The sequence below is a fragment of the Streptomyces sp. NPDC048560 genome (assembly GCF_040650955.1).
Lineage (GTDB): Bacteria > Actinomycetota > Actinomycetes > Streptomycetales > Streptomycetaceae > Streptomyces.
On record NZ_JBEZIJ010000006.1, the window covers coordinates 134,824 to 161,082 of the forward strand.

Sequence of the window (26,259 nt, forward strand, 5' to 3'; positions counted from 1 at the left end):
CAGGGAAGTACGGCCGACGCACTCGGGAGACCCCCTGCCCCGGCCCGGAGCCACATTGGCGAAATCGCGCGCCGCGGGACCCGCGCCCCGGTGCCCCGCGGTCACTGCCTAGACTTACCGGCCATGAACAGCGAGTCGGTCGTCCAGGTCGCCGGCCTGGTGAAGCGGTACGGCACCAGGACCGCGGTGGACGGCCTCGACCTCGACGTCCGGGCCGGTGCGGTCACCGCGGTCCTCGGCCCGAACGGCGCCGGCAAGACCACCACCATCGAGACCTGCGAGGGATACCGGCGGCCGGATGCCGGGACTGTACGCGTCCTCGGTCTCGACCCGGTCACCGACGCGGCGGCCCTGCGCCCCCGGGTGGGCGTGATGCTGCAGTCGGGCGGCGTCTACTCCGGTGCGCGGGCCGACGAGATGCTGCGCCACATGGCCAGGCTGTACGCCGACCCGCTGGACGTGGACGCGCTGGTCGAACGGCTCGGCCTCGGCAGCTGCGGGCGCACCACCTACCGGCGGCTGTCGGGCGGACAGCAGCAGCGGCTCGGCCTGGCGATGGCCGTCGTGGGCCGTCCCGAGCTGGTCTTCCTGGACGAGCCGACCGCGGGTCTGGACCCGCAGGCACGCCGCTCCACCTGGGATCTCGTACGGGAACTGCGCGGCGACGGTGTCTCGGTCGTGCTGACCACGCACTTCATGGACGAGGCCGAGGAGCTCGCCGACGACGTCGCCATCATCGACGCGGGCCGGGTCATCGCCCAGGGCAGCCCGGAGTCGCTCTGCCGCGGCGGCGCCGAGAACACGCTGCGCTTCACCGGCCGCCCGGGGCTCGACATCGGCTCGCTGCTCAAGGCGCTGCCCGACGGCACAGCGGCGGCCGAGCTGGTTTCGGGCGCGTACCGCATCACGGGTGACGTCGATCCGCAGCTGCTGGCCACCGTGACCTCCTGGTGCGCCCAGCACGGAGTGATGCCGTCCGGCATCTCCGTGGAGCGGCACACGCTGGAGGACGTCTTCTTGGAACTGACCGGCAAGGAGCTGCGCGCATGAGCGCCGGTACGTACACCCCCCGTCCCGGTGCGGCTCCGCTGCCGCGCATGATCGCCGCGCAGACCGCTCTGGAGACGCGGATGCTGCTGCGCAACGGCGAGCAGCTGCTCCTCACGGTGATCATCCCGACGCTGCTCCTGGTGCTGTTCAGCGTGGTCGACGTCGTGGACACCGGCGCGGGCGAGCCGGTCGACTTCCTGACCCCCGGCGTCCTGGCGCTGGCCGTGATGTCGACGGCCTTCACCGGCCAGGCCATCGCCACCGGCTTCGAGCGGCGTTACGGGGTGCTCAAGCGACTCGGTGCCTCACCGCTGCCGCGCTGGGCGCTGATGACGGCGAAGACTCTGTCGGTGCTGGTCACCGAGGTGCTGCAGATCGTGCTGCTGACCGGGATCGCGTTCGCGCTGGGCTGGTCCCCCGAAGGCAACCCCTTCGCCGTACTGCTGCTCCTGGTGCTGGGCACCGCCGCGTTCTCCGGCCTCGGGCTCCTGATGGCCGGGACGCTGAAGGCGGAGGCGACGCTGGCCGCCGCCAACCTGGTCTTCCTGCTGCTCCTCGTGGGCGGCGGCGTGATCGTGCCGCTCGACAAGTTCCCGGACGCGGCCCAGGCGGTCCTGGGGCTGCTTCCGGTCTCGGCCCTTTCGGAGGGGCTGCGGGACGTCCTCCAGCACGGCGCGGCGATGCCGTGGGGCGAGGCCGCGGTCCTCGCCGTCTGGGCGGTGCTCGGACTGGGCGCGGCTGCGAGGTTCTTCCGCTGGGAGTAGGCGCCCGGGGCCGCGAACGGGGGCATTCCGGCCTGACCCACCCCTCGTGAAAACGTGCACAAGCCCCCGCTTACGATGGTTCGCGTGGAAACCCCCCTCTCCTACATCGCCAAGCGCTGGACTCCGTCCACCGAGGTGGTGCGGCGCGCCGCTCTCTCGGCCGTCGTGATGAGCGTGTTCATCATCGTCACGGGCGGTGCCGTCCGGCTGACCGGTTCCGGCCTGGGCTGCGACACCTGGCCCAAGTGCACGGACGACAGCCTGTTCGCGACGCCCGAGCAGGGTCTGCACGGCGCGATCGAGTTCGGCAACCGGATGCTCACCTACGTCCTGTCGGCCGCGGTCGGCTGGGCGATCATCGCGGCACGTTCCGCCAGGCCCCGCCGTCGCACGCTGACCCGGCTCGCCTGGTCCCAGTTCTGGCTCGTGATGGGGAACGCCGTGCTCGGCGGGATCACGGTGTGGGCGGGACTCAACCCGTGGACGGTGGCCGGTCACTTCCTGCTCGCCAACGCTCTGCTGGCGGTCACCGTCATCACCTGGGTGCGCGCCGGTGAGGGCGACGGCGCCCCCCGCCCGCGTGCTCCCCGGCCCGTGCGCGGCCTGTCGCTGGCGATCGTCGTCACCACGGTCGTGCTGATCGCCCTCGGCACGACGGTGACCGGATCCGGCAAGCACGCCGGGGACAGCAGCGACGTGCCGCGTATGCCCTGGGACTGGGCCGCGGCCGCGCATGTGCACGCCATCGCCGCGTGGGTCGTCTGCGCGCTGGCCATCGCGATGTGGCTGGCGCTGCGGGTGGTCGACGCCCCGGCCGACTCCCGGGCCCGCGCCCGTGACCTGCTGCTCGTGCTGCTGGCGCAGGGCGCGATCGGTTACGTGCAGTACTTCAGCGACGTCCCCGAGATCCTGGTCGGCGTCCACATGCTCGGCTCCGCCCTGATGTGGATCGCCGTGCTGCGGCTGTTCCTGACCATGAGGGAGCGTCCGCAGGTCACGGCCGGCGTCCCCGTGCGGGAGACCCCGGCCGTGACCGTCGCGAGCTGAGCCCGGCCGCCGCGGCGGGTCAGCCGTCCAGTCCGTAGACCCGCCGGGCGTTGCCCGACCCGACCATCGTGGCGACGCGTGCCGCGTCCTGGCGCGACCAGGCCCCGTCGGCCACCCAGGCGCCCAGCACCCGGCCGAGCGCCTCGTGGAACTGCCGTGCCGCGACGAGATGGAGCTCGGGCAGCGCCCGCGCCCCGCTGGAGTACATCAGCTTGCCGAACGGGGCGAGTTCGAGGAACTCCGCCAGTACGTCCCCGCCACGCGCTCCCGTCCGGGCGCAAGCGGGGCCGATGTCCGCGTACACGTGCGGGTAGGCGGAGGCCAGCAGCGCGGCGCCGCGATGGTGCGGGTAGCTGTGCAGCAGTACGAGGTCGGTGCCGAGACCGGCGGTGGCGGTGACGAAGCCCGCCAGCCGCACCGGGTCAACCGCCCCGAGGGGGAGCTGGAGCGGCAGCCCGCACGCGACGGCGGTCCACATCAGGTGTCTCAGCAGCACGGGATCGGCCGGCGGCCCGCAGCCGCTTCGGCGGTCGCCGGCTCCGCTGCGGGCCGCGCGGCGCTCCGATTCCCGGCCCGCCAGCCACCGGCCCGCCGCGATGCGCACCTCCCCCGGCCCCGGCGGTCCGGCCTCCTGTGCCGGGACCGCGCGCGCACCGGCCACCGACGTGAAGGCGACGGCGGAGGCGGAGGCGGCGTGGACGGCCTCGGCGAGGTTCACCAGAAAGGAGTCGACGGTGCCGGAGGTGTCGGCGATCTGTGTCGCCAGCACTTCGAGCCGGACGATCTCCCGGGCCTCGGCTCCGGCGGCCGATGAGAGCTCCTTCGGGCTGAGGAGGTCCTCCGGGAGCCCGGTGTCGACGAGACGGGCGCGGACTCCGGTGGCGCGCAGCAGGCGGCGGGTGGTCTCCACCACGCCCAGTTCCCTGCGCCTGGCCAGATAGTGCGCGGGCGCGCTGTGCGCCTCCAGGCCGAGCAGGGGCGGGCACCAGCGGCGTACGGCGAATCCGGTCTGGGTGTCGAAGAACGTGGTGCCCGGGGCGGGCCCTGAGCCGGCCGTGGACAGCTGGGCCTCGAAGGTGGCGAGGCCCAGCTCGGCGCGGAGCACCCCGTGGCAGTTCTGGTCGACCAGATCCGCCACGGGCAGTGTGTCGGTCATCCGGGGCTCCCTGCGATGGCGTGCGTATGCACGGCCTAACGGGTGAGCCCCGTGTCAGGTGTTGCCCGTGTGCTGTCCCGAACGGCTCAGCGGTTGTTGGAGGGCCCGCCGAGCTGGATGCCGGCCATCCGGGACCACTCGTACGGTCCGGTGCGGATCCTGGCCGCGAAGTCGCCGTCGAACTCGGCGTGCATCGTTATCCCGGACTTCAGGGCCGCGCTGTCCGCCACCTCGTACGAGGGAGCGACGAGGTCGCCCCAGCCGCCGTCCTGTCCTACGAGGACGATGCGGGTACCCGTCTGCCCGGTGTGCGCGAGGTGGCCCTCGGCGCCGCCGTGCTCCTTGGCGAACGCGCCGATCTGCTTGGCCAGCTTCGCCGCCCTGCGCTCCGCACGCGCCGCCTGCCTGCCGTCCACCTGCTGGGTCTCTGCCGTCTCTGCCATGTAATGGATGCTATCGAGCGGTAGATCAACTGGCGACGGGCGGGCCACGTGGTCTGTGCCACGTGACCCGCCCGTAGGCCGGAGCGTCTGCTGGGAAACGCCGCAGAAGGCGTGGTCAGCGCAGGAAGGGGTCCACCGCCACGGCGACGAAGAGCAGCGAGACGTAGGTGATGGACCAGTGGAACAGCCGCATCTCCTTGAGCTTGGCCCCGGTCACTCCGGACTTGGCCCTGGTCTGCAGGCCGTGCGCCTCCCAGAGCCAGAAGCCGCCGGTCACGAGGGCCACCGCCGTGTAGAACCAGCCGGTGTAGCCGAGCGGGGTCAGCAGCAGCGACACCGCCACCATCACCCAGCTGTAGATCACGATCTGGCGGGCGACGACCTGATTGGTGGCGATGACCGGAAGCATCGGCACGCCGACCCGGGCGTAGTCATCCTTCACCTTCATCGACAGCGGCCAGTAATGCGGCGGCGTCCAGAAGAAGATGACGGCGAAGAGAATGACCGCGGCCCACGAGAGGGAATTGGTCACGGCCGACCAGCCGATGAGCACCGGCATACAGCCGGCGATTCCGCCCCAGACGATGTTCTGCGAGGTGCGGCGCTTCAGGAGCATCGTGTAGACGACGACGTAGAAGAGCAGTGCCCCGAGAGCGAGGGCCGCCGAGAGCCAGTTGACGAGCAGCCCGAACCAGACGGTGGAGACCACCGCGAGCGAGATACCGAATACGAGGCACTCGACGGGGCTCACCATGCCGGTGACCAGCGGACGCTGCGACGTGCGGTCCATCAGCGCGTCGATATCGCGGTCGATGTACATGTTCAGCGCATTGGCACCACCCGCGGAGAGATATCCGCCGATGGTGGTAGTGAGAACGAGCCACAGGTCTGGAACACCTTGAGCGGCGAGGAACATCACCGGAACAGTGGTGATGAGCAACAGCTCGATGATCCGCGGCTTGGTAAGCGCCACGAATGCCTTGATGCGGGCCCCGAACGGGCGATGGCCCCCTGGGCTCGGAGTCAAGGCGACCCCTGCGGGTCGGGACTCGACGGCCGTCACGCACACCCCTGACAGAGAAATCCCAGCAAGCTCCGGGAGTGAAGGCCCGGTAAAGACTTGCGCGAACCAGACCACTGTAGACGTTGCGGATACGCCGCCCTTCGCGGGGGTGGGCTCGTGTTGGGGTTGCGCGGTAATGAACGGACAGCTTCGGTCAGGAGGCGAACTCCGCAGGTCGCCGTCACCCTGGTAACTACTCGAAAGCAGCGCGTGGCGTCGGGGGTAGGCTCGACATCGCCCGGTGCGGTAGACAGCCACCGGCTTACGACAGTGGAGAGGAGCCCTGACTCAGGGTGAGCACCAAGCCGACCACCACAGACCTCCAGTGGACCGAATTGGACCAGCGGGCCGTGGACACTGTCCGCGTCCTCGCCGCGGACGCCGTACAGAAGGTCGGAAACGGCCACCCGGGTACGGCGATGAGCCTGGCTCCCGCCGCGTACACCATCTTCCAGAAGGTGATGCGGCACGACCCCGCGGACGCGGAGTGGGCCGGACGTGACAGGTTCGTGCTCTCCGCGGGCCACTCCAGCCTGACCCTGTACATCCAGCTCTACCTGGCCGGATACGGCCTGGAGCTCGACGACCTCAAGGCGTTCCGCACCTGGGGCTCCAAGACCCCGGGTCACCCGGAGTACGGCCACACCACGGGCGTCGAGACGACGACCGGGCCGCTCGGCCAGGGTGTCGCCAACGCCGTGGGCATGGCCATGGCCGCTCGTTACGAGCGCGGCCTGTTCGACCCCGAGGCGGCCCCCGGCACCTCCCCGTTCGACCACAACGTCTACGTCATCGCCGGTGACGGCTGCCTCCAGGAGGGCATCTCCGCGGAGGCGTCCTCGCTGGCCGGGCACCAGAAGCTCGGCAGCCTCGTCATGCTGTGGGACGACAACCACATCTCGATCGAGGGCGACACGGAGACCGCGGTCTCCGAGGACACCCTCAAGCGGTACGAGGCGTACGGCTGGCACGTCCAGCGCGTCGAGCAGCTGCCCAGCGGCGACCTCGACCCGGCGGGCCTCTACAAGGCGCTCCAGGCGGCGAAGGCCGAGACGGAGCGCCCGTCGTTCATCGCGGCCCGCTCGATCATCGCCTGGCCCGCCCCGAACGCCCAGGACACCGAGGCCGCGCACGGCTCGGCGCTCGGCGACGACGAGGTCGCCGCGACGAAGCGGGTGCTGGGCTTCGACCCCGAGAAGAGCTTCGAGGTCTCCGACGAGGTCATCGCGCACACCCGCGAGGCGCTGGACCGCGGCCGCGACGCCAAGGCCGAGTGGGAGAAGTCCCTCGCCGCGTGGCGCACCGCCAACCCGGAGCGCTCCGCCGAGTTCGACCGGATCTCCTCGGGTGAGCTGCCCGTGGGCTGGGAAGAGAAGCTTCCGGTGTTCGAGGCCGGCAAGGGTGTCGCCACCCGCGCGGCCTCCGGCAAGGTCCTCCAGGCCCTCGGCGAGGTCATCCCCGAGCTGTGGGGCGGCTCCGCCGACCTGGCGGGCTCGAACAACACGACGATCGACAAGACGTCGTCGTTCCTCCCCGCCGGCAACCCGCTGCCCGAGGCGGACCCGTACGGCCGGACGATCCACTTCGGCATCCGCGAGCACGCCATGGCGGCTGCCATGAACGGCATCGCGCTGCACGGCCACACCCGCGTCTACGGCGGCACCTTCCTGGTGTTCTCCGACTACATGCGTAACGCCGTGCGCCTGTCCGCGCTGATGCACCTCCCGGTGACGCACGTGTGGACGCACGACTCGATCGGTCTCGGCGAGGACGGCCCGACCCACCAGCCGGTGGAGCACCTGGCCTCGCTGCGCGCGATCCCGGGCCTGAACGTCGTGCGCCCGGCCGACGCGAACGAGACCACCATCGCCTGGCGCGAGATCCTGCGCCGTTACACCAAGGTGTTCGGCAAGGGCGCTCCGCACGGTCTGGCACTGACCCGGCAGGGCGTGCCGACGTACGAGGCGAACGAGGACGCGGCCAAGGGCGGTTACGTGCTCTTCGACGCCGAGGGCGGTGAGGCACAGGCCGTGCTGATCGGCACGGGCTCCGAGGTGCACCTCGCCGTCGAGGCGCGCGAGCAGCTCCAGGCCGCCGGTGTGCCGACGCGAGTCGTGTCGATGCCGTGCGTCGAGTGGTTCGAGGAGCAGGACCAGGCGTACAAGGACAGTGTTCTGCCGCCGTCCGTGAAGGCCCGCGTCGCCGTCGAGGCGGGCATCGGCCTGACCTGGCACCGGTACGTCGGGGACGCGGGCCGGATCGTCTCGCTGGAGCACTTCGGTGCCTCCGCCGACGCGAAGGTCCTCTTCCGCGAGTTCGGTTTCACCGCGGAGCACGTCGCCGCCGCCGCCCGGGAATCCATCGCCGCCTCCGCGCGCTGACGCACTTATACGACAGTAGGAGATGCAATACCAATGACAGACGCACTCAAGCGCCTCTCCGACGAGGGCGTGGCGATCTGGCTGGACGACCTCTCGCGCAAGCGGATCACGTCCGGCAACCTCGCCGAGCTGATCGACCAGTCGCACGTGGTGGGTGTCACCACGAACCCGTCGATCTTCCAGAAGGCGATCTCGCACGGTGACGGTTACGAGCAGCAGCTCACCGACCTCGCCGCCCGCAAGGTCACCGTCGACGAGGCCATCCGCATGATCACGACGGCGGACGTCCGTGACGCCGCCGACATCCTGCGTCCGGTGTTCGACGCCACGCAGGGCCAGGACGGCCGGGTCTCCATCGAGGTCGACCCGCGCCTGGCGCACCACACGGTGGCCACGATCGCCGAGGCCAAGCAGCTCGCCTGGCTGGTGGACCGCCCGAACACGCTCATCAAGATCCCGGCGACGAAGGCCGGTCTGCCGGCGATCACCGAGGTCATCGGGCGGGGCATCAGCGTCAACGTGACGCTGATCTTCTCGCTCGAGCGCTACCGCGAGGTCATGGAGGCCTACCTGACGGGCCTGGAGAAGGCGAAGGCCGCCGGCCTGGACCTCTCCAAGATCCACTCGGTCGCCTCCTTCTTCGTGTCCCGCGTGGACACCGAGATCGACAAGCGCCTGGACGCGATCGGCAGCGACGAGGCCAAGGCCGCCAAGGGCAAGTCCGCCCTGGCCAACGCACGCCTTGCCTACGAGGCGTACGAGGAGGTCTTCGCGGGCGACCGCTGGGCCGCCCTCGACAAGGCCCAGGCCAACAAGCAGCGCCCGCTGTGGGCCTCGACCGGCGTGAAGGACCCGTCCCTCAAGGACACCCTGTACGTCGACGAGCTCGTCGCCCCGAACACGGTGAACACCATGCCGGAGGCCACGCTCGACGCGGTCGCCGACCACGGCGAGATCACCGGCAACACCATCGCGGGCAGCTACGACCAGGGCCGTGCCGACCTCGACGCCATCAAGAAGCTCGGGGTCAGCTACGACGACGTCGTCCAGCTCCTCGAGGACGAGGGCGTCGAGAAGTTCGAGGCGTCCTGGATCGACCTGCTCAACTCCACCGAGGCGGAACTCAAGCGCCTCGCCCCTTCGGAGGGCTGACCACTTGTCTGGTGTTCCCGGAGCCAACCCGCTTCGTGACGCCCAGGACCGACGGCTCCCGCGTATCGCGGGGCCGTCGGGCCTGGTCATCTTTGGCGTCACGGGCGATTTGTCCCGTAAAAAGCTGATGCCCGCTGTCTACGACCTGGCCAACCGCGGCCTGCTGCCGCCGGGCTTCTCGCTCATCGGCTTCGCGCGCCGCGAATGGCAGAACGAGGACTTCGCACAGGAGGTCCACGACGCCGTAAAGCAGCACGCCCGTACGCCGTTCCGCGAAGAGGTCTGGCAGCAGCTCATCCAGGGGATGCGCTTCGTCCAGGGCAACTTCGACGACGACGAGGCCTTCGAGACCCTGAAGGCCACCATCCAGGAGCTCGACAAGGCGCAGGGCACGGGCGGCAACTTCGCCTTCTACCTGTCCGTGCCCCCGAAGTTCTTCCCGCAGGTCGTCCAGCAGCTCAAGAAGCACGGGCTGGCCGACCAGAAGGAGGGCTCCTGGCGGCGTGCCGTCATCGAGAAGCCCTTCGGGCACGACCTCACCAGCGCGCAGGAGCTCAACCAGCTCGTGCACGACGTGTTCCCGCCCAACGAGGTCTTCCGTATCGACCACTACCTGGGCAAGGAGACCGTCCAGAACATCCTGGCGCTGCGCTTCGCCAACACGATGTTCGAGCCGATCTGGAACAGGTCCTACGTCGACCACGTCCAGATCACGATGGCCGAGGACATCGGCATCGGTGGCCGGGCCGGTTACTACGACGGCATCGGCGCGGCCCGTGACGTCATCCAGAACCACCTGCTCCAGCTGCTGGCGCTGACGGCGATGGAGGAGCCCGGCTCCTTCCACCCCAAGGCCCTGGTCGCCGAGAAGCTCAAGGTGCTTACGGCGGTCGAGCTGCCGGACGACCTGGGCAAGCACACCGTGCGCGGCCAGTACGCCCACGCCTGGCAGGGCGGCGAAGAGGTCCTCGGCTATCTGGAGGAGGACGGCATCGACCCCAAGTCGGTGACCGACACCTTCGCCGCGATCAAGCTGACGATCAACAACCGCCGCTGGGCGGGCGTGCCGTTCTACCTCCGCACGGGAAAGCGGCTCGGCCGCCGGGTCACGGAGATCGCGGTCGTCTTCAAGCGCGCCCCGTACCTGCCCTTCGAGTCCGGTGCGACCGAGGAGCTGGGCGGCAACGCCCTGGTCATCCGGGTCCAGCCGGACGAGGGCGTGACGGTCCGGTTCGGCTCGAAGGTGCCCGGCACCTCCATGGAGGTCCGGGACGTCACGATGGACTTCGCGTACGGCGAGTCCTTCACGGAGTCCAGCCCCGAGGCGTACGAGCGGCTCATCCTCGACGTGCTGCTCGGCGACGCCAACCTCTTCCCCCGCCACCAGGAGGTCGAACTCTCCTGGAACATCCTCGACCCGATCGAGGAATACTGGGACAAGCACGGCAAGCCCGCTCAGTACGCGGCCGGCACCTGGGGTCCGGCCGAGGCTGACGAGATGCTCGCACGCGACGGACGGAGCTGGCGCCGGCCATGAAGATCGATCTCACGGAAACCACGTCCAGCAAGATCAATCAGGCGCTCGTGTCGGGCCGCCGTGCCATCGGCACCCCGGCGATCGGCATGGTGCTCACCCTCGTCATCGTCACCGACGAGGAGAACGCCTACGACGCACTCAAGGCGGCGAGCGACTCCTCCCGCGAGCACCCCTCGCGGATCATCGCGGTGATCAAGCGGGTCAGCCGTTCACCGCGCAGCCGGCGCGACGCACGGCTCGACGCCGAGGTGCGGGTCGGTTCCGACTCGGGCACCGGCGAGACCGTCGTCCTGCGGCTGCACGGCGAACTGGCCAACCACGCCCAGTCGGTGGTCCTTCCGCTGCTGCTGCCGGACGCACCCGTCGTGGTGTGGTGGCCGCAGGACGCGCCCGCCGACCCGGCGAAGGACCCGCTCGGCGCGCTGGCCCAGCGCCGCATCACGGACACCTACTCGGCGGTCAGGCCGCTCGACGAGCTGGCCGTGCGCGGGGCGACGTACAGCCCCGGCGACACGGACCTGGCGTGGACCCGCATCACACCGTGGCGTTCCATGCTGGCCGCCGCGCTCGACCAGCAGGCCGCGGAGGTCGTGGCCGCCTCCGTCGAGGGCGAGTCGGACAACCCGAGCTGCGAGCTGCTCGCCATGTGGCTCGCGGACCGGCTCGGCGTCCCGGTGGAGCGGACGCAGTCCGAGGGTCCAGGTCTGACGGCCGTCCGCATGGAGACGAAGAACGGCACGGTCACGCTGCACCGGCCCGACGGGTCCCTGGCCACGCTCTCCATGGAGGGCCAGCCGGACCGCGGGGTGGCGCTCAAGCGCCGGGAGACCGCCGAACTCCTCGCCGAGGAGCTGCGGCGTCTCGACCCGGACACCACCTACGCCTCCGCGGTGAAGTTCGGCCCGGACAAGCTGGCCGGACCCGAGGCGGAGTCCGGGAAGTCCGGGGAGAAGGCCCCGGCCGCCACCCCCGCTGCCACCCCGGGAGCCGCCAAGAAGGCCGCTGCCAAGAAGGCGGCCTCGAAGTGAACGCTCCCCAGCTGGTCGTGCACCGCGACAAGGAGCTGATGGCGCAGGCCGCGGCGGCCCGGCTGATCACGAAGGTCGTGGACGCCCAGGCCGCTCGCGGATACGCCTCGGTGGTGCTGACCGGCGGGCGCAACGGCAACGGCCTGCTGGCCGCTCTCGCTGCCACGCCCGCACGGGACGCGATCGACTGGTCGCGGCTCGACCTGTGGTGGGGGGACGAGCGTTTCCTGCCCGAGGGCGATCCGGAGCGCAATGTCACGCAGGCCCGCGAGGCCCTGCTGGACTCGGTGGCGCTCGACCCGTCCCGGGTGCACGCGATGCCCGCATCCGACGGCCCGTACGGCGACGACGCGGACGCGGCCGCCGCCGGGTACGCGGCCGAGCTCGCGGCGGCTGCGGGTCCGGAGAACCACGGCCCCGTACCGACGTTCGACGTGCTGATGCTGGGCGTCGGACCGGACACGCACGTCGCGTCGCTCTTCCCCGAGCTGCCCGCGGTACGGGAGACCGAGCGCACCGTCGTCGGTGTGCACGGTGCGCCCAAGCCGCCGCCGACCCGCGTCTCGCTCACACTGCCCGCCATCCGGGCGGCGCGTGAGGTGTGGCTGCTGGCGGCGGGCGAGGACAAGGCGGAGGCCGCGGCGATCGCCCTGTCCGGCGCCGGGGAGATCCAGGCCCCGGCGGCGGGGGCGTATGGACGCAGCCGCACGCTGTGGCTGCTGGACGCGTCGGCGGCCTCGCAGCTGCCGCGCGCCCTCTACCCCCCGGCCTCTCCCTGAGGGACCGTCAGCAGGATGATACGGAGGCCCGGTCGCTCTCAGGAGCGGCCGGGCCTCCGTCATGAAAGCCTCGTGCCCATGATGCGTATCGGAACCGTGGTGATGGGTGCGTCGGACGTGCGGCGTGCGGCGTCGTTCTGGAAGTCGGCGCTCGGCTATGTGGAGCGGGAGCCGCTGAAGGAGGACTGGGTGGTCCTGGTCCCGGCCGGGGGAACGGGCGTGGGCCTGTCCCTCGGGCGCAGCGAGGTACCCGTGCAGGAGGTCCCCCGGGTCCATCTCGACCTGTACACCGACGAGCAGGACACCGAGGTGGAGCGGCTGCTCGCCCTCGGGGCGCGGCGGGTGGCGTGGGAGCTCTACCCGCCGGACCCGGACTTCGTGGTGCTCGCCGACACGGAGGGCAACCGCTTCTGCGTCATCGACACGACGCACGGTCAGCCGTAGGGGCTTTGGTGGTGCGCTCCAGGAAGGGCTCCAGCAGGCCGGGTACGGCCTCGGCGGCGAAGCCCAGGCCCTCGGAGGCATCGGCGTCGTGCACCGTGTAGGCGCCCGCTCCCGCGGCCGTCGTGGCGGTGACGCTCAGGAGCCCGGCCCGCCGCTGGAAGTACGACTGCCGCACCGTCCAGCCGATCACACCGGCCCGTTCCAGCGCGGCCGTCGAGCGCCGGACCGTGCCGGAGCGGGTCACCAGGTAGGAGCCGACGACGGCGTGGCCCAGGGCGCGGTACGCGTCGAGGGCGAGGAGGACGGCGAGCGGCAGGATCAGCACCGCGCAGGCCAGGGCGATCCAGCTGAGGACGGGCGTCAGCAGGGCGCCGATGAGGGCCGAGGCCGCCACGGGCACCAGCACGGACCACAGGGCCCAGCCGAGCCGTCGGCGGCGGGCGGCGCGCGGGTGACCGGTCAGCGCGGCGCCCGTGGGCGTCGTGCGCTCGCGCAGGACATCGGCGGCGACCCTGCCGGCGAGCTGACGCGGCACGGCCGGCAGGAGGGTGTTGCGGGACCCGTGCTGTTCCTCGTCGTCCTCGGCGAGGCCGGTCGTGATCGCGTCCAGCCTGGCGGCCCCCATCAGCCGCACCCCGAGCGGTTCGACGAGGTCTACCCCGCGCAGCCGCCGTTCCTCGATGGAGACCGACCGGGAGGTGAGGAGACCGCGGCGCACCCGCAGGGTGCCGCCCGGTTCGCGCTCCAGGCGGTAGCTCCACCACATCTCGACCCAGAGTCCGAGCGCGCCGACGACACCCGCGACCACAGCGGCCAGGACCAGCACGAGGACGGTCCACAGGAGCGGGGTCTCGCGGAACAGATCCTCGGCCCAGGCGATCACCTGCCCCTGTGCCCCGACCCATTCGCTGACCTGCATCACGGCCCCGGCCGCCGCGCCGCCCAGCATGGGGGCGACGAAGGAGACCGGGGCATATCTGATCCACCTGAGGTCCAGCGCGACCAGTTCGCCCTCGCGGTGGCTGCCCGCGGCTCCGGTGTCCGCGCGCTCCAGGAGCAGACGGCGCAGCCGCTCGCCCTCGGCGCGGGTCACCGGGTCGAGTTCCAGGGCCGAGTCGCCGCCCACGTGCTCGCCGGTGCCGATACGGACCGTGACGAGCCCCAGGAGGCGCAGCAGCGGACGGGCGGTCAGGTCCACGCTGCGGATGCGCTCACGGGCCAGCGAGCGCTCCTTCACCAGCAGGAGGCCGGTGTGCAGCGCGACGCGCTCGGCACCGACGCGGTAGCGGGTGCGGCGCCAGCGCACGTGGTCGATACCGGCGGAGCAGCCGGTGATCACCACGACGGCGACGGGGACCCAGGTCACGGCGCTGCCGGTGCCGAAGCGGCCGGCCAGGGCGAACCCGACCGGCACGGCCGCGCCCAGCAGCACCCCCGCCGTGACGAGTGCGGTGACCAGGACCGTACGCCGGTCCAGGCGCCGCCAGTCGTCGGCGGGGGTGCTCATGTGGCGTCCCCCGGAGTGTCCCGGGTGATCCGGGTCAGCCGCTCGGCGAGCTCCGCCGCCACCTCGTGGTCGAGGCCCTCGATCCGTACGGCGCCCTTGGCGGAGGCCGTGGTCACCGTGACCGTGGCGAGCCGCCAGAGCTGCTCCAGGGGGCCGCGCACGGTGTCCACGGTCTGGATCCGGGACATCGGCGCGATCCGCCACTCCTGCCGGAGGACTCCGGTGCGGACGTAGACCGCTTCGTCGGTGACTTCCCAGCGGTGCGTGCGGAACCACCAGAGGGGGAGGAGGACGGCACAGACCGTCCCGGCGGCCGCCAGTACGACGGCGGCCGTCAGGAGCCAGAACCGCGCGGGCGCGAGGTACGCGCCCAGTACACCCAGCACCAGCACGGGCACAGCCGTCAGCAGCAGCCACTGGGCCCGCCACCAGCCGACGGCTCTGCGGTCCAGCGTGTTGCGCGGCGGACGCAGCCGTACCGTCCCCTCCCCCGTCACCACGTCGCTCAGCGTCCCCGCAGGGTGCGGTAGGCGGCGACGAGCGCGGCGGTCGAGCTGTCGAGCCGCTCTCCGCCGGTGCCCTCGGTCAGTACCGGCTCGATCTTCTTGGCCAGGACCTTGCCGAGTTCGACGCCCCACTGGTCGAAGGAGTCGATGTTCCAGACGGCTCCCTGGACGAAGACCTTGTGCTCGTACAGCGCGATGAGCTGGCCGAGCACCGACGGGGTGAGCCGGTCCGCGAGGATCGTGGTCGTCGGGTGGTTGCCGCGGAACGTCTTGTGCGGCACCAGTTCCTCGGGCACGCCCTCGGCCCGGACCTCGTCAGGCGTCTTGCCGAAGGCCAGCGCCTGGGTCTGGGCGAAGAAGTTGGCCATCAGCAGGTCGTGCTGGGCGACCAGCCCGGGCAGCAGGTCATCGACCGGCTCCGCGAAACCGATGAAGTCGGCGGGGATGACCTTGGTGCCCTGGTGGATCAACTGGTAGTAGGCGTGCTGCCCGTTGGTCCCGGGCGTGCCCCAGACGACCGGTCCGGTCTGCCACTCCACCGGATTGCCGTCCCGGTCCACGGACTTGCCGTTGGACTCCATGTCCAGCTGCTGCAAGTACGCGGTGAACTTGGACAGATAGTGGCTGTAGGGCAGCACGGCGTGGGACTGGGCGTCGAAGAACCCGCCGTACCAGACTCCCAGCAGGCCGAGCAGCAGCGGGGCGTTCTCCTCGGCCGGGGCGTTGCGGAAGTGCTCGTCGACGAGGTGGAAGCCGTCGAGCATCTCGCGGAAGCGGTCCGGACCGATGGCGATCATCAGGGAGAGCCCGATCGCCGAGTCGTACGAGTAACGGCCGCCGACCCAGTCCCAGAACTCGAACATGTTGGCCGTGTCGATGCCGAAGTCGGCGACCTTCCCGGCGTTGGTCGAAAGCGCCACGAAGTGCTTGGCGACGGCGTCCTGACCCGCGCTCAGGCCCGTCAGCAGCCAGTCGCGCGCCGAGGTGGCGTTGGTGATGGTCTCGATCGTGGTGAACGTCTTCGAGGCGATGACGAACAGCGTCTCGGCCGGGTCCAGGCCCTGCAGGGCCTCGTGGAGGTCGGCGCCGTCGACGTTCGACACGAAACGGAGGGTGAGCGAGCGGTCCGTGAAGGAGCGCAGTGCCTCGTACGCCATGGCGGGACCGAGGTCGGAGCCGCCGATGCCGATGTTCACGACGTTCTTGATGCGCCTGCCCGTGTGGCCCGTCCACTCCCCCGACCTGACACGGTCGGAGAAGGCCGCCATCTTGTCCAGGACGTCGTGCACGGCGGGCACCACGTTCTCGCCGTCGACCTCGATCACGGCGTCGCGCGGAGCGCGGAGCGCGGTGTGCAGGACGGCGCGGTCCTCGGTGGTGTTGATCTTCTCGCCGCGGAACATCGCGTCCCGCAGCTCCGCGACCTGGGTGGTCGCGGCGAGCTCGCGCAGCAGGCGGAGCGTCTCGTCGGTGACCAGGTTCTTGGAGTAGTCGACGAGCAGGTCGCCGACCCGGAGCGAGTAGTCGCTCCCGCGGTCCGGTGCCTCGGCGAACAGCTGTCGCAGCTGGGTCGCGCCGAGTTCCTCACGGTGCTTGCCGAGAGCCGTCCACTCGGGCGTCTGATTGAGCTTCGTTCGGCTTTGTGCGTTCATCCCGGGTATCAGCCCACTTCTTCTCGTACCTGCACATGCCCCGCTGCCCCACCAACCTAATTGATCCGAGGGGTGTGCGGCGCGAGGGCGGTATGCGGCACGGGAAAAGCGGCCCGGCCGGGCACCCTTGGGGTGACCGGCCGGTGAACAACAGGCGGGGAGCTAGATTTCGCCGCGGAGTTTCGCGAGCGCTTCGGCAAGAATGGCCTCGCCGTCCGCGTCGCTGCGCCGCTCGCGTACGTACGCCAGGTGCGTCTTGTACGGCTCGGTGCGCGGCGGGTCGGGCGGGCTGTCCCGGTCCTGGCCGGCCGGGAAGCCGCAGCGCGGGCAGTCCCAGGTCTCCGGGACCTGCGCGTCATGGGCGAAGCTCGGCTGCGTCTCGTGCCCGTTCGAGCACCAGAAGGAGATGCGGAGGCGCGGCGCGGACTCGCCCCGCTCGGCCTCTCCCATCGGCCCCGCTCCGACCCGGCTTCCCCGGATCGCGTTGCCACTTGCCACGGTCGTAACTCCCTGCGTGATGGTGCTCGAAGATGCCCCAGTCTACGTAAGGCCCAACGCGCGTCCAGTGATTGGAGTTACTTCACCGGGAATCGCGGACGCCGGGTCAGTTGTCCAGCTTCATCAGCAGACCAAGTACGACAATGCATGCGAACCATGCCAGACCGACCACCACGGTGATGCGGTCGAGGTTGCGCTCGGCGACGGAGGAGCCACCGACGGACGACTGCATACCGCCACCGAACATGTCGGAGAGGCCGCCGCCCTTTCCCTTGTGCATCAGCACCAGCAGCATCAGCAGCAGGCTGAAGACGATCAGGGCGATCGAGAACCCCATAATCACGGCTGGTCCCTACTTTCCGGAATTACCTTGGACTGCACACACGGACAACGGGGGCCGGAGGGTAACCCCCCTCGGCCCCCGCTAGGGTACGACGGATCCGCGCTACCGCATACTCACTGGTCGCGGAAGCGGACGATCTTGACGAACTCCTCGGCGTCCAGCGCAGCGCCGCCGACCAGTGCGCCGTCGACATCGGGCTGCGCCATGATGGCCGCCACGTTGCCGGACTTCACGGAGCCGCCGTACTGGATGCGGACGGCGTCGGCCAGCTCCTGCGAGTACAGCTCGGCCAGCCGGCCACGGATCGCTCCGCAGACCTCCTGGGCGTCCTCGGGGGTGGCGACCTCGCCCGTCCCGATGGCCCAGACCGGCTCGTAAGCGATCACGATGGACTCGGCCTGCTCGGCCGGGATGTCCTTGAGGGCGCCGTCGAGCTGCGCGAGGGTGTAGGAGACCTGGTCACCGGCCTTGCGGATGTCCAGGCCCTCGCCGACGCAGAGGATCGGGGTCAGGCCGTGCTTGTACGCGGCCTTCACCTTGGCGTTGCAGATCTCGTCGTTCTCGCCGTGGTACTGGCGGCGCTCGCTGTGGCCGACGGCCACGTACGTGCACTTCAGCTTGGCAAGCATGGCGCCTGAGATCTCACCGGTGTACGCACCGGACTCATGCGCCGAGATGTCCTGGGCACCGAACTTGATCTTCAGCTTGTCACCGTCCACCAGCGTCTGCACGGAGCGCAGGTCGGTGAAGGGCGGCAGGACGGCGACCTCTACGGCGTCGTAGTCCTTGTCGGCCAGGGCGAAGGCGAGCTTCTGGGTGTGGGCGATGGCCTCGAGATGGTTGAGGTTCATCTTCCAGTTGCCCGCCATCAGCGGGGTGCGGGTAGTCATTGAGTGTCAGTCCTCCAGTGCGGCGAGGCCGGGAAGCGTCTTGCCCTCGAGGTATTCGAGGCTGGCGCCGCCACCGGTCGAGATATGGCCGAATGCATTCTCGTCGAAGCCCAGGATGCGCACGGCGGCGGCACTGTCTCCGCCGCCGACGACGCTGAAGGCCGGGGAGTCGACGAGGGCCTGGGCGACCGCCTTGGTGCCCTCGGCGTAGTCGGGGTGCTCGAAGACACCCATGGGACCGTTCCAGAAGACCGTGGCCGCGTCGGCGAGCTTCGCGGCGTACAGCGCGTTGGTCTCGGGGCCGTTGTCCAGACCCATCGAGCCGGCCGGGATGGCGTCGGCGGCGACCGTGACGGGGTGGCTCGGGGCCTTGGTCTTCAGGTCCGGGAACTGCTCGGAGACGACGACGTCGACGGGGAGGACGAACTCCACGCCCTTCTCCTCGGCCCGCTTCAGGTACTTCAGCACCGCCGGGATCTGGTCCTCCTGCAGGAGGGAACTGCCCACCTCGTGGCCCTGGGCCTTGAGGAAGGTGTACGCCATGCCGCCGCCGATGAGGATGCGGTCGGCCCGCTCCAGGAGGTGGTCGATGACGCCGAGCTTGTCCGAGACCTTGGAGCCGCCGAGTACGACGGCGTACGGGCGCTCGACGTCCTCGGTGAGCTTCTTCAGGACGCCGACCTCGGTGGCGATCAGATCGCCGGCCGCGTGCGGCAGCCGGGCCGGGAGGTCGAAGACCGACGCGTGCTTGCGGTGGACGGCACCGAAGCCGTCGCCCACGTACAGATCGGCGAGCTCCGCCAGCTGGTCGGCGAAGGCACCGCGCTCGGCGTCGTCCTTGGACGTCTCACCGGCGTTGAAGCGGAGGTTCTCGACGACGGCGACGTGGCCGTCGGTGAGGGCGGCGACCGTGGCCCGGGCGGAGTCGCCGACCGTGTCGGTCGCGAACGCGACCTCGGCGCCGAGCAGCTCGCCGAGGCGTGCCGCCGCGGGTGCCAGCGAGAACGCCGGGTCGGGTGCGCCCTTGGGGCGGCCGAGGTGCGAGGCGACGATGACCCGCGCGCCGGCTTCGGCGAGTTTGGCGATCGTGGGCGCGACGGCGCGGATGCGGCCGTCGTCCGTGATCGTGGTGCCGTCGAGCGGCACGTTGAGGTCGGCGCGGACGAATACCCGCTTGCCCGCGACCCCTTCGGCGAGAAGTTCGTCGATCGTCTTCATCTGTTCCGGTACTCCTTGGAAGGGCGAGAGAGCACACGACGGGGCTCGAACGGCGCCACGTTGCGCCGTCCGAGCCCCATGCTCACATCGAGTTGCCTGCCGCTCCGAAGATCAGAGCTGGCCGCCGACGAATTCCGTCAGGTCGACGAGACGGTTGGAGTAACCCCACTCGTTGTCGTACCAGCCGAGGATCTTCACCGTCTTGCCTTCCTGAACCATCGTCATGGAAGAGTCGAAGGTGCAGGACGCCGGGTCACCGACGATGTCCGAGGATACGATCGGGTCCTCGGTGTACGCGAGGTACCCCTTGAGGTCACCGTCGTCGGACGCCTTCTTGAACGCGGCGTTGACCTCGTCCTTGGTGACCTCGCGGCCCAGCTCGACGACCAGGTCGGTGGCCGAACCGGTCGGGACCGGCACGCGCATCGCGATGCCGTCGAGCTTGCCCTTGAGCTGCGGAAGGACCAGAGCGGTGGCCTTGGCGGCACCGGTCGTGGTCGGGATGATGTTCTCGGCGGCGGCGCGGGCGCGACGCAGGTCCGAGTGCGGGAAGTCCAGGATCCGCTGGTCGTTCGTGTACGCGTGGACCGTCGTCATCAGGCCCTTGACGATGCCGAAGTTCTCGTCGAGAACCTTGGCCATCGGCGCCACACAGTTGGTGGTGCAGGAGGCGTTGGAGATGACGTGGTGGTTGGCCGCGTCGTACTTCTCCTGGTTGACGCCCATCACGATCGTGATGTCCTCGTCCTTGGCCGGAGCCGAGATGAGGACCTTCTTGGCGCCACCGGCGATGTGCTTCTCGGCGTCGGCCTTCTTGGTGAAGATGCCGGTCGACTCGATGACGACGTCGACGCCCAGCTCGCCCCAGGGCAGGTCGGCGGGGTTGCGCTCGGAGAGCACCTTGATGGTGTGACCGTCGACGGTGATGGTGTCGGCGGTGTGGCTCACCTCTGCCTTGAGACGACCCAGAATGGTGTCGTACTTCAGCAGGTGGGCCGTGGTCGCAGTGTCACCCAGGTCGTTGACAGCCACGATCTCGATGTCCGCACCCTGCTCCAGCAGCGCGCGGAAGTAGTTACGTCCGATGCGGCCAAAGCCGTTGATGCCTACGCGGATCGTCACGAACCGATCTCCTCGTTAGGTACGCCGGTTTTCGACGCCGGCGAGTTGTATAGGGATGTCCCCGACCGCCTCCGACCCTACCCCTCCGGGGACCGGGAAGTGACATCGAGAGCGCCCTGACGGGGCCGGGAAGTCCTACTCCCGAGTAGGACTTCGCGCCTCCGCTCCTGGGTCGCGCCACGGCCGGGAGCCCGGCGACGGCCCGACGACGGAGCCGGGCGCACCCGCCGTCGGGCGCCAACACCCCTGTGTCCTGCGCCTCTTTCCGGCAGGACATGCTTGCGCGCGGCCGCGCCTGTGAGGTATCCGGACCCGGACATGCCACTGCCGGCGCACCGTTGCGGGGCGCCGGCAGTGGCATGTCCGGGCGAGATGTCCGGGCTGGATATCCGAGGGAGTATCCGGGCGAGGTGTCCTGACGGGAGAGCGGTCAGCCGACGAGGCCGTCGGCCAGCTCCTCGCTCAGGGTGGACTCCGTCCCCGGGATGCCCAGGTCCTGGGCCCGCTTGTCGGCCATGGCCAGCAGCCGGCGGATGCGGCCGGCGACCGCGTCCTTGGTCAGCGGCGGCTCGGCCAGCGCTCCCAGCTCCTCCAGGGACGCCTGCTTGTGCTCCATGCGCAGCCGTCCGGCCGCCGCGAGGTGCTCGGGAACCTCTTCGCCGAGGATCTCAAGCGCGCGCCCCACACGGGCGCCCGCGGCCACCGCCGCCCGTGCCGAGCGGCGCAGGTTGGCGTCATCGAAATTGGCGAGGCGGTTCGCCGTGGCGCGGACCTCGCGCCGCATCCGGCGCTCCTCCCAGGCCAGCACGGCGTCGTGTGCGCCGAGCCGGGTCAGGAGCGCGCCGATGGCATCGCCGTCGCGGACGACGACGCGGTCCACGCCGCGCACCTCGCGCGCCTTCGCCGCGATGGAGAGCCTGCGGGCCGCGCCGACCAGGGCGAGCGCCGCCTCGGGACCCGGACAGGTCACCTCCAGCGAGGACGAACGGCCCGGCTCGGTGAGCGAGCCGTGCGCCAGGAAGGCCCCGCGCCAGGCCGCCTCGGCATCGCAGGTGGCCCCCGAGACCACCTGCGGGGGCAGCCCGCGGATGGGACGGCCGCGGCCGTCCACCAGTCCTGTCTGGCGGGCCAGCTGGTCGCCGCCCGCCACCACCCGTACGACGAAGCGGGAGCCGCGCCGCAGCCCGCCGGGCGCCATCACGATCAGTTCCGAGCTGTGCCCGAAGATTTCGAGAATGTCCCGCTTCAGCCGGCGCGCCGCGTTCGCGGTGTCCAGCTCCGCCTCGATCACAATCCGGCCGCTCACCAGGTGCAGCCCACCCGCGAACCGAAGAATCGCCGAGACTTCTGCCTTCCTGCAGCAGGTCCGGGTTACGGGAAGCCGAGAGATTTCGTCCTTCACCGCTGGCGTCATCGCCATGGGCCGATCCTTCCATGCATCCGAAAAATACGGTCGTACGCGGCGGCCAACAGCTCCGGATCATGGATCGGAACGCCATCGGGTGAAGCAACCGGCGCCAGCTCGACCGCGGCGCCGAGCCGTTCTGCGGCGTCGGCGAGGGACTCACGGTCGGGCACGGCGGCCTCGTCGGCCAACACCACGTCCAAGGCGAGTTTAGGGGCGTGTCGTCCCAAAACCTCCAAATGACGCTGCGGTGAGAAGCCTTCTGTTTCACCGGGTTGCGGCGCGAGGTTCAGCGAGAGCACCTTCCGGGCCTTCGTGGCGACCAGCGCGTCGAGCAGTTCCGGGACGAGGAGGTGCGGGATCACCGACGAGAACCAGGATCCCGGACCGAGCACCACCCAGTCGGCGTCCAGGACGGCGGCGACCGCTTCCGGTACGGCGGGCGGGTCGGCCGGGACGACGTGCACGGACTGCACCTCGCCCGGGGTGAGCGCCACGGTCGCCTGCCCGCGCACGGTGACGATGTCCTCGGGGTGCTCCGGGTCGTGCCCCCGCACGAGCGCCTGGAGCTCCAGGGGCACGGCCGACATCGGCAGCACCCGGCCGTGGGCGCCGAGGAGCTTGCCGACGAGGTCCAGCGCCTGTACGTGGTCGCCGAGCTGCTCCCAGAGGGCGACGATCAGCAGGTTGCCGACCGCGTGTTCGTGCAGGTCGCCCTTGGACTCGAAGCGGTGCTGGATGACCTGGGCCCAGGTCTGGCCCCATTCGTCGTCGCCGCAGAGCGCGGCCAGCGCCTTGCGGAGGTCGCCGGGGGGCAGCACGCCGAGCTCCTCGCGGAGCCGGCCGCTGGAGCCCCCGTCGTCGGCGACGGTGACCACGGCCGTGAGATCGCCCGTTATCCGGCGCAGAGCCGTGAGGGAGGCCGACAGTCCCATGCCGCCGCCCAGGGCGACGACCTTGGGCTGGGCGCCACGCTTGCGTCCGGACAGCGCGGAGGTCGCCCTGCTCAACCGCCGGAGACGCAGGTTGCGATTGGTCACTCGCGCCCCATGTCCCTGTGGACGAGGACGGTCTCGATGCCTTCCGTGGCCAGCCGGGCGGCCAGCTTCTCCGACATCGCCACGGAGCGGTGCTTGCCGCCCGTGCATCCCACGGCGACGGTCACGTAGCGCTTGCCCTCGCGGCGGTACCCGGTGGCGATGAGCTGGAGCAGCTCCGTGTACTGGTTCAGGAACTCCTTGGCGCCCGGCTGGTCGAAGACGTACGCGGACACCTCCTCGTTCAGCCCGGTGAACGGGCGCAGCTCCGGGACCCAGTGCGGGTTCGGCAGGAAGCGGCAGTCCACGACCAGGTCGGCGTCGACCGGAAGCCCGTACTTGTAGCCGAACGACATCACCGTGGCCCGCAGCTCGGGCTTCTCGTCGCCGGCGAACTGGGCGTCCATCTTGGCGCGCAGCTCGTGGACGTTGAGGCTGGAGGTGTCGATCACCAGGTCGGCGTCGCCGCGCAGCTCGCGCAGCAGATCGCGCTCGGCGTCGATGCCGTCGACGATGCGGCCGTCGCCCTGGAGGGGGTGCGGGCGGCGGACCGACTCGAAGCGGCGCACGAGGGCGTCGTCCGAGGACTCCAGGAACACGATGCGCCGGGTGACGTGCTTGGCCTCCAGGTCCGCGAGGGACTCCCGGAGGTTGTCGAAGAAGCGGCGGCCCCGGACGTCGACGACGACGGCGATCCGGGCGACGTTGCCCTGGGACCGGGCGCCGAGCTCCACCATGGTGGGGATCAGCGCGGGCGGGAGGTTGTCGACGACGAACCAGCCGAGGTCCTCCAGACACTTGGCGGCGGTGCTTCGCCCGGCGCCGGACATGCCGGAGATGATCACCAGTTCGGGGATGGCCGGCGCGGTGGCCTCGTCCGTCTCGTTCGTGGCGCCCGTACTCACGTGTGCTGCTCCGTCTGCTCGGTCGGTGCTGTGATGCCCGGCTTCGGTCTCGTGTGCGCGTTCGTTCTCGTGCTCAGTCATGACGTTCCCCCGTCGTCCTCTTCAATGATCTCTCCTGTGGCCGTGTTCACGGCGGGCGCGGCCGGGGCGGTCGAGGCGAGGGCGGCGGCCACTGATTCCGCCGTCCTGCGTCCTATCCCCGGAACCTCGCAGATCTCCTCGATTGTCGCCTGCCGCAGCTTCCTCACGGAACCGAAATGCTTGATCAGAGCCTGCTTCCGGCTCTCTCCGAGACCCGCGACGTCGTCCAGGGGGCTGCTGCGGATGCGCTTGGCGCGCTTGGCGCGCTGATACGTGATGGCGAAGCGGTGGGCCTCGTCACGGATCCGCTGGAGGAGATAGAGCCCTTCGCTGGAGCGGGGCATGACGACGGGGTCGTCGTCATCGGGCAGCCAGACCTCTTCGAGGCGCTTGGCGAGGCCGCAGACGGCGATGTCGTCGATGCCCAACTCGTCGAGGGCGCGTTTGGCTGCGGCCACCTGGGGCTGCCCGCCGTCGACGACGACGAGCTGCGGCGGATACGCGAACCGCTTGGGCCGGCCGTCGTCCTCCCGGGGCTCGCTCCCGGAGTCGCCGTCGGCGGCCAGGAGGCCGGTGGGAGCCGGTACGGGGCCGGTGGGAGCGGGGCCGCCCGGGGCCGCGCCTTCCGGGGCGAGGGCCGTCGGAAGCGTGCCTGCCGGGGCGACGCCTGTCGGAGCTGGGCCTGTCGTGGCGGTGACTGCAGGGGCGGGGCCCGTCGGGGCGGGGCCCGTCGGGGCGGGGGTCTCCTCCCACTCGCCCGTCCGCTCCTTGTCCTGGAGGTACCGCCTGAAGCGGCGTCCGATCACCTCGTGCATCGACCGGACGTCGTCCTGGCCCTCGAAGCCCTTGATCTGGAAGCGGCGGTATTCGCTCTTGCGTGCGAGGCCGTCCTCGAAGACCACCATGGACGCCACCACGTCGTCACCCTGGAGGTGGGAGATGTCGTAGCACTCGATGCGCAGCGGGGCCGTGTCGAGGCCGAGCGCCTCGGAGATCTCCTCCAGGGCGCGGGAGCGGGTCGTCAGGTCGGAGGCACGCTTGGTCTTGTGCAGGCCGAGGGCCTGCAGGGCGTTGCGCTGGACCGTGGCCATCAGGTCCTTCTTGTCGCCCCGCTGCGGAATGCGCAGGCTGACCTGCGAACCCCGGCGAGCGGCGAGCCACTGGGCGACGGCCTCCGCGTCCTCGGGAAGTGCGGGAACCAGGACCTCCTTGGGCACGGAGTCGCCCGTCTCCTCCCCGTACAGCTGCTGAAGCGCGTGCTCGACGAGACCCGCGGTGTCGACGGCCTCGACCTTGTCGGTGACCCAGCCGCGCTGGCCGCGGACCCGGCCGCCGCGGACGTGGAAGATCTGGACGGCCGCTTCGAGCTCGTCCTCGGCGACGGCGATCAGGTCGGCGTCGGTCGCGTCGGCCAGGACGACGGCGCTCTTCTCCATGGCCCTCTTGAGGGCCTCCACGTCGTCGCGGAGCCGCGCCGCCCGCTCGTACTCCATCTCCTCGGCCGCCTGCATCATGTCCTTCTCCAGGCGGCGGATGTACGTACCGGTCCGGCCCGCCATGAAGTCGCAGAAGTCCTCGGCGAGCTCGTGGTGCTCCTCGGGGGTCACGCGGCCGACGCAGGGCGCGGAGCACTTGCCGATGTACCCGAGGAGGCAGGGCCGGCCGGTCCGCGTGGCGTTCTTGAAGACGCCCGCGGAGCACGTCCGCACGGGGAAGACCCGGAGCATCAGGTCGACGGTCTCGCGGATCGCCCACGCGTGCCCGTACGGCCCGAAGTAGCGCACGCCCTTCTTCTTGGCCCCTCGCATCACCTGGACGCGCGGAAATTCCTCGTTGAGGGTGACCGCGAGATAGGGATAGCTCTTGTCGTCGCGGTACTTGACGTTGAACCGGGGGTCGAACTCCTTGATCCAGGAGTACTCCAGCTGGAGCGCCTCGACCTCGGTGGAGACCACGGTCCATTCCACGGAGGCGGCCGTGGTGACCATCGTGCGCGTGCGCGGGTGGAGATTGGCCAGGTCCTGGAAGTAGTTGGCCACGCGCTGGCGCAGGTTCTTGGCCTTCCCGACGTAGATCACCCTGCGGTGCTCGTCGCGGAACTTGTAGACCCCCGGGGAGTCGGGGATCTGTCCCGGCTTGGGGCGGTAGCTGGAGGGGTCTGCCATGTCTCACACCCTACTTGTGAGCAGTGACAGCGCGGTTTCCTCGGCGGACCCGCGGAGTGGGCCGAAGGCGCGGCCGGGGCCCCGCT

24 protein-coding genes are annotated in these 26,259 nt (G+C 70.4%); 9 read left to right on the plus strand and 15 right to left on the minus strand.

Annotated features, from left to right (window positions below):
- Positions 1-123: 123 nt before the first annotated feature.
- The 3 genes from AB0C82_RS17815 to AB0C82_RS17825 all read left to right on the plus strand — a co-directional run bounded on the left by AB0C82_RS17815 (position 124) and on the right by AB0C82_RS17825 (position 2,861).
- Complete coding sequence (locus AB0C82_RS17815; RefSeq protein ID WP_362842429.1) at positions 124-1,050, plus strand: ABC transporter ATP-binding protein; 927 nt, start codon at positions 124-126, stop codon at positions 1,048-1,050.
- Positions 1,047-1,814, plus strand: a complete 768-nt coding sequence (locus AB0C82_RS17820; protein WP_362842431.1) for an ABC transporter permease — start codon at positions 1,047-1,049, stop codon at positions 1,812-1,814. Before AB0C82_RS17815 ends, AB0C82_RS17820 begins: the two co-directional genes overlap by 4 nt.
- 75 nt (positions 1,815-1,889) lie before the next feature.
- Positions 1,890-2,861 carry a COX15/CtaA family protein gene (locus tag AB0C82_RS17825; protein ID WP_362842433.1) on the plus strand — a complete coding sequence of 324 codons (972 nt, stop codon included), beginning with the start codon at positions 1,890-1,892 and terminating at the stop codon, positions 2,859-2,861.
- 19 nt (positions 2,862-2,880) lie between these two features.
- Here the strand turns inward: AB0C82_RS17825 and AB0C82_RS17830 are convergent, their stop codons facing one another.
- From AB0C82_RS17830 to AB0C82_RS17840, 3 genes are all read right to left on the minus strand, one after another.
- Positions 2,881-4,017 carry an amidohydrolase gene (locus AB0C82_RS17830; RefSeq protein ID WP_362842435.1) on the minus strand — a complete coding sequence of 379 codons (1,137 nt, stop codon included), beginning with the start codon at positions 4,015-4,017 and terminating at the stop codon, positions 2,881-2,883.
- Positions 4,018-4,103: 86 nt separating this feature from the next.
- A complete protein-coding gene (locus tag AB0C82_RS17835) occupies positions 4,104-4,460 on the minus strand; it encodes a hypothetical protein (RefSeq protein WP_362842437.1) in 357 nt (118 codons plus the stop codon).
- Between the two features lie 115 nt (positions 4,461-4,575).
- A complete protein-coding gene (locus tag AB0C82_RS17840) occupies positions 4,576-5,529 on the minus strand; it encodes a heme o synthase (RefSeq protein ID WP_362842439.1) in 954 nt (317 codons plus the stop codon).
- A 287-nt stretch (positions 5,530-5,816) separates the two neighbouring features.
- On the opposite strand from AB0C82_RS17840, the gene tkt reads away from it, so the two are divergent.
- The 6 genes from tkt to AB0C82_RS17870 all read left to right on the plus strand — a co-directional run bounded on the left by tkt (position 5,817) and on the right by AB0C82_RS17870 (position 12,844).
- Positions 5,817-7,904 carry a transketolase gene (gene tkt / locus AB0C82_RS17845; protein ID WP_362842441.1) on the plus strand — a complete coding sequence of 696 codons (2,088 nt, stop codon included), beginning with the start codon at positions 5,817-5,819 and terminating at the stop codon, positions 7,902-7,904.
- 33 nt (positions 7,905-7,937) lie between these two features.
- Positions 7,938-9,056, plus strand: coding sequence for a transaldolase (gene tal, locus AB0C82_RS17850; protein ID WP_362842444.1), 1,119 nt, complete (start codon positions 7,938-7,940; stop codon positions 9,054-9,056).
- Positions 9,057-9,060: 4 nt separating this feature from the next.
- Positions 9,061-10,593: a glucose-6-phosphate dehydrogenase gene (zwf, locus tag AB0C82_RS17855; RefSeq protein WP_362842447.1), complete on the plus strand. Its 1,533-nt coding sequence runs from the start codon at positions 9,061-9,063 to the stop codon at positions 10,591-10,593.
- On the plus strand, positions 10,590-11,621 hold the full coding sequence (gene opcA / locus AB0C82_RS17860; RefSeq protein ID WP_362842449.1) for a glucose-6-phosphate dehydrogenase assembly protein OpcA: 1,032 nt from the start codon (positions 10,590-10,592) through the stop codon (positions 11,619-11,621). The genes zwf and opcA overlap by 4 nt, the downstream gene beginning before the upstream one ends.
- Entirely contained in the window at positions 11,618-12,400 is a 783-nt protein-coding gene (gene pgl, locus AB0C82_RS17865) for a 6-phosphogluconolactonase (RefSeq protein ID WP_362842452.1), read from the plus strand. The genes opcA and pgl overlap by 4 nt, the downstream gene beginning before the upstream one ends.
- 78 nt (positions 12,401-12,478) lie before the next feature.
- Positions 12,479-12,844, plus strand: a complete 366-nt coding sequence (locus tag AB0C82_RS17870) for a VOC family protein (protein WP_362842455.1) — start codon at positions 12,479-12,481, stop codon at positions 12,842-12,844.
- Here AB0C82_RS17870 and AB0C82_RS17875 read toward each other — a convergent pair.
- The 12 genes from AB0C82_RS17875 to uvrC all read right to left on the minus strand — a co-directional run bounded on the left by AB0C82_RS17875 (position 12,816) and on the right by uvrC (position 26,173).
- Entirely contained in the window at positions 12,816-14,351 is a 1,536-nt protein-coding gene (locus AB0C82_RS17875; protein WP_362842458.1) for a PH domain-containing protein, read from the minus strand. The genes AB0C82_RS17870 and AB0C82_RS17875 overlap by 29 nt on opposite strands.
- On the minus strand, positions 14,348-14,851 hold the full coding sequence (locus tag AB0C82_RS17880; protein WP_362842460.1) for a PH domain-containing protein: 504 nt from the start codon (positions 14,849-14,851) through the stop codon (positions 14,348-14,350). Before AB0C82_RS17880 ends, AB0C82_RS17875 begins: the two co-directional genes overlap by 4 nt.
- Positions 14,852-14,856: 5 nt before the next feature.
- Entirely contained in the window at positions 14,857-16,509 is a 1,653-nt protein-coding gene (gene pgi, locus AB0C82_RS17885; protein ID WP_362842463.1) for a glucose-6-phosphate isomerase, read from the minus strand.
- Between the two features lie 162 nt (positions 16,510-16,671).
- Positions 16,672-17,007 carry an RNA polymerase-binding protein RbpA gene (locus tag AB0C82_RS17890; protein WP_136207022.1) on the minus strand — a complete coding sequence of 112 codons (336 nt, stop codon included), beginning with the start codon at positions 17,005-17,007 and terminating at the stop codon, positions 16,672-16,674.
- Positions 17,008-17,113: 106 nt separating this feature from the next.
- Positions 17,114-17,344 carry a preprotein translocase subunit SecG gene (gene secG, locus AB0C82_RS17895; protein ID WP_362842466.1) on the minus strand — a complete coding sequence of 77 codons (231 nt, stop codon included), beginning with the start codon at positions 17,342-17,344 and terminating at the stop codon, positions 17,114-17,116.
- Between the two features lie 119 nt (positions 17,345-17,463).
- On the minus strand, positions 17,464-18,240 hold the full coding sequence (tpiA, locus tag AB0C82_RS17900) for a triose-phosphate isomerase (RefSeq protein ID WP_362842469.1): 777 nt from the start codon (positions 18,238-18,240) through the stop codon (positions 17,464-17,466).
- A gap of 6 nt (positions 18,241-18,246) precedes the next feature.
- The gene (locus tag AB0C82_RS17905) at positions 18,247-19,458 is read right to left on the minus strand and encodes a phosphoglycerate kinase (protein ID WP_362842472.1); all 1,212 of its coding nucleotides are present in this window, start codon (positions 19,456-19,458) and stop codon (positions 18,247-18,249) included.
- Between the two features lie 111 nt (positions 19,459-19,569).
- Positions 19,570-20,580, minus strand: coding sequence for a type I glyceraldehyde-3-phosphate dehydrogenase (gene gap / locus AB0C82_RS17910; RefSeq protein ID WP_362842474.1), 1,011 nt, complete (start codon positions 20,578-20,580; stop codon positions 19,570-19,572).
- Between the two features lie 430 nt (positions 20,581-21,010).
- The gene (whiA, locus tag AB0C82_RS17915) at positions 21,011-22,000 is read right to left on the minus strand and encodes a DNA-binding protein WhiA (protein WP_362842476.1); all 990 of its coding nucleotides are present in this window, start codon (positions 21,998-22,000) and stop codon (positions 21,011-21,013) included.
- The gene (yvcK, locus tag AB0C82_RS17920; RefSeq protein WP_362842479.1) at positions 21,991-23,025 is read right to left on the minus strand and encodes a uridine diphosphate-N-acetylglucosamine-binding protein YvcK; all 1,035 of its coding nucleotides are present in this window, start codon (positions 23,023-23,025) and stop codon (positions 21,991-21,993) included. The genes whiA and yvcK overlap by 10 nt, the downstream gene beginning before the upstream one ends.
- Positions 23,022-24,008, minus strand: a complete 987-nt coding sequence (gene rapZ, locus AB0C82_RS17925; RefSeq protein WP_362842481.1) for an RNase adapter RapZ — start codon at positions 24,006-24,008, stop codon at positions 23,022-23,024. Before rapZ ends, yvcK begins: the two co-directional genes overlap by 4 nt.
- Positions 24,005-26,173 carry an excinuclease ABC subunit UvrC gene (uvrC, locus tag AB0C82_RS17930; protein WP_362842483.1) on the minus strand — a complete coding sequence of 723 codons (2,169 nt, stop codon included), beginning with the start codon at positions 26,171-26,173 and terminating at the stop codon, positions 24,005-24,007. The genes rapZ and uvrC overlap by 4 nt, the downstream gene beginning before the upstream one ends.
- Positions 26,174-26,259: the final 86 nt, after the last annotated feature.

Coding starts and splice junctions, on each gene's coding strand:
- AB0C82_RS17815 (WP_362842429.1), top strand. CDS start 124: ATGAACAGCGAGTCGGTCGTCCAGGTCGCCGGCCTGGTGAAGCGGTAC.
- AB0C82_RS17820 (WP_362842431.1), top strand. CDS start 1,047: ATGAGCGCCGGTACGTACACCCCCCGTCCCGGTGCGGCTCCGCTGCCG.
- AB0C82_RS17825 (WP_362842433.1), top strand. CDS start 1,890: ATGGTTCGCGTGGAAACCCCCCTCTCCTACATCGCCAAGCGCTGGACT.
- AB0C82_RS17830 (WP_362842435.1), bottom strand. CDS start 4,017: ATGACCGACACACTGCCCGTGGCGGATCTGGTCGACCAGAACTGCCAC.
- AB0C82_RS17835 (WP_362842437.1), bottom strand. CDS start 4,460: ATGGCAGAGACGGCAGAGACCCAGCAGGTGGACGGCAGGCAGGCGGCG.
- tal (WP_362842444.1), top strand. CDS start 7,938: ATGACAGACGCACTCAAGCGCCTCTCCGACGAGGGCGTGGCGATCTGG.
- opcA (WP_362842449.1), top strand. CDS start 10,590: ATGAAGATCGATCTCACGGAAACCACGTCCAGCAAGATCAATCAGGCG.
- AB0C82_RS17870 (WP_362842455.1), top strand. CDS start 12,479: ATGATGCGTATCGGAACCGTGGTGATGGGTGCGTCGGACGTGCGGCGT.
- AB0C82_RS17875 (WP_362842458.1), bottom strand. CDS start 14,351: ATGAGCACCCCCGCCGACGACTGGCGGCGCCTGGACCGGCGTACGGTC.
- pgi (WP_362842463.1), bottom strand. CDS start 16,509: ATGAACGCACAAAGCCGAACGAAGCTCAATCAGACGCCCGAGTGGACG.
- secG (WP_362842466.1), bottom strand. CDS start 17,344: ATGGGGTTCTCGATCGCCCTGATCGTCTTCAGCCTGCTGCTGATGCTG.
- tpiA (WP_362842469.1), bottom strand. CDS start 18,240: ATGACTACCCGCACCCCGCTGATGGCGGGCAACTGGAAGATGAACCTC.
- AB0C82_RS17905 (WP_362842472.1), bottom strand. CDS start 19,458: ATGAAGACGATCGACGAACTTCTCGCCGAAGGGGTCGCGGGCAAGCGG.
- whiA (WP_362842476.1), bottom strand. CDS start 22,000: ATGGCGATGACGCCAGCGGTGAAGGACGAAATCTCTCGGCTTCCCGTA.
- rapZ (WP_362842481.1), bottom strand. CDS start 24,008: ATGACTGAGCACGAGAACGAACGCGCACACGAGACCGAAGCCGGGCAT.
- uvrC (WP_362842483.1), bottom strand. CDS start 26,173: ATGGCAGACCCCTCCAGCTACCGCCCCAAGCCGGGACAGATCCCCGAC.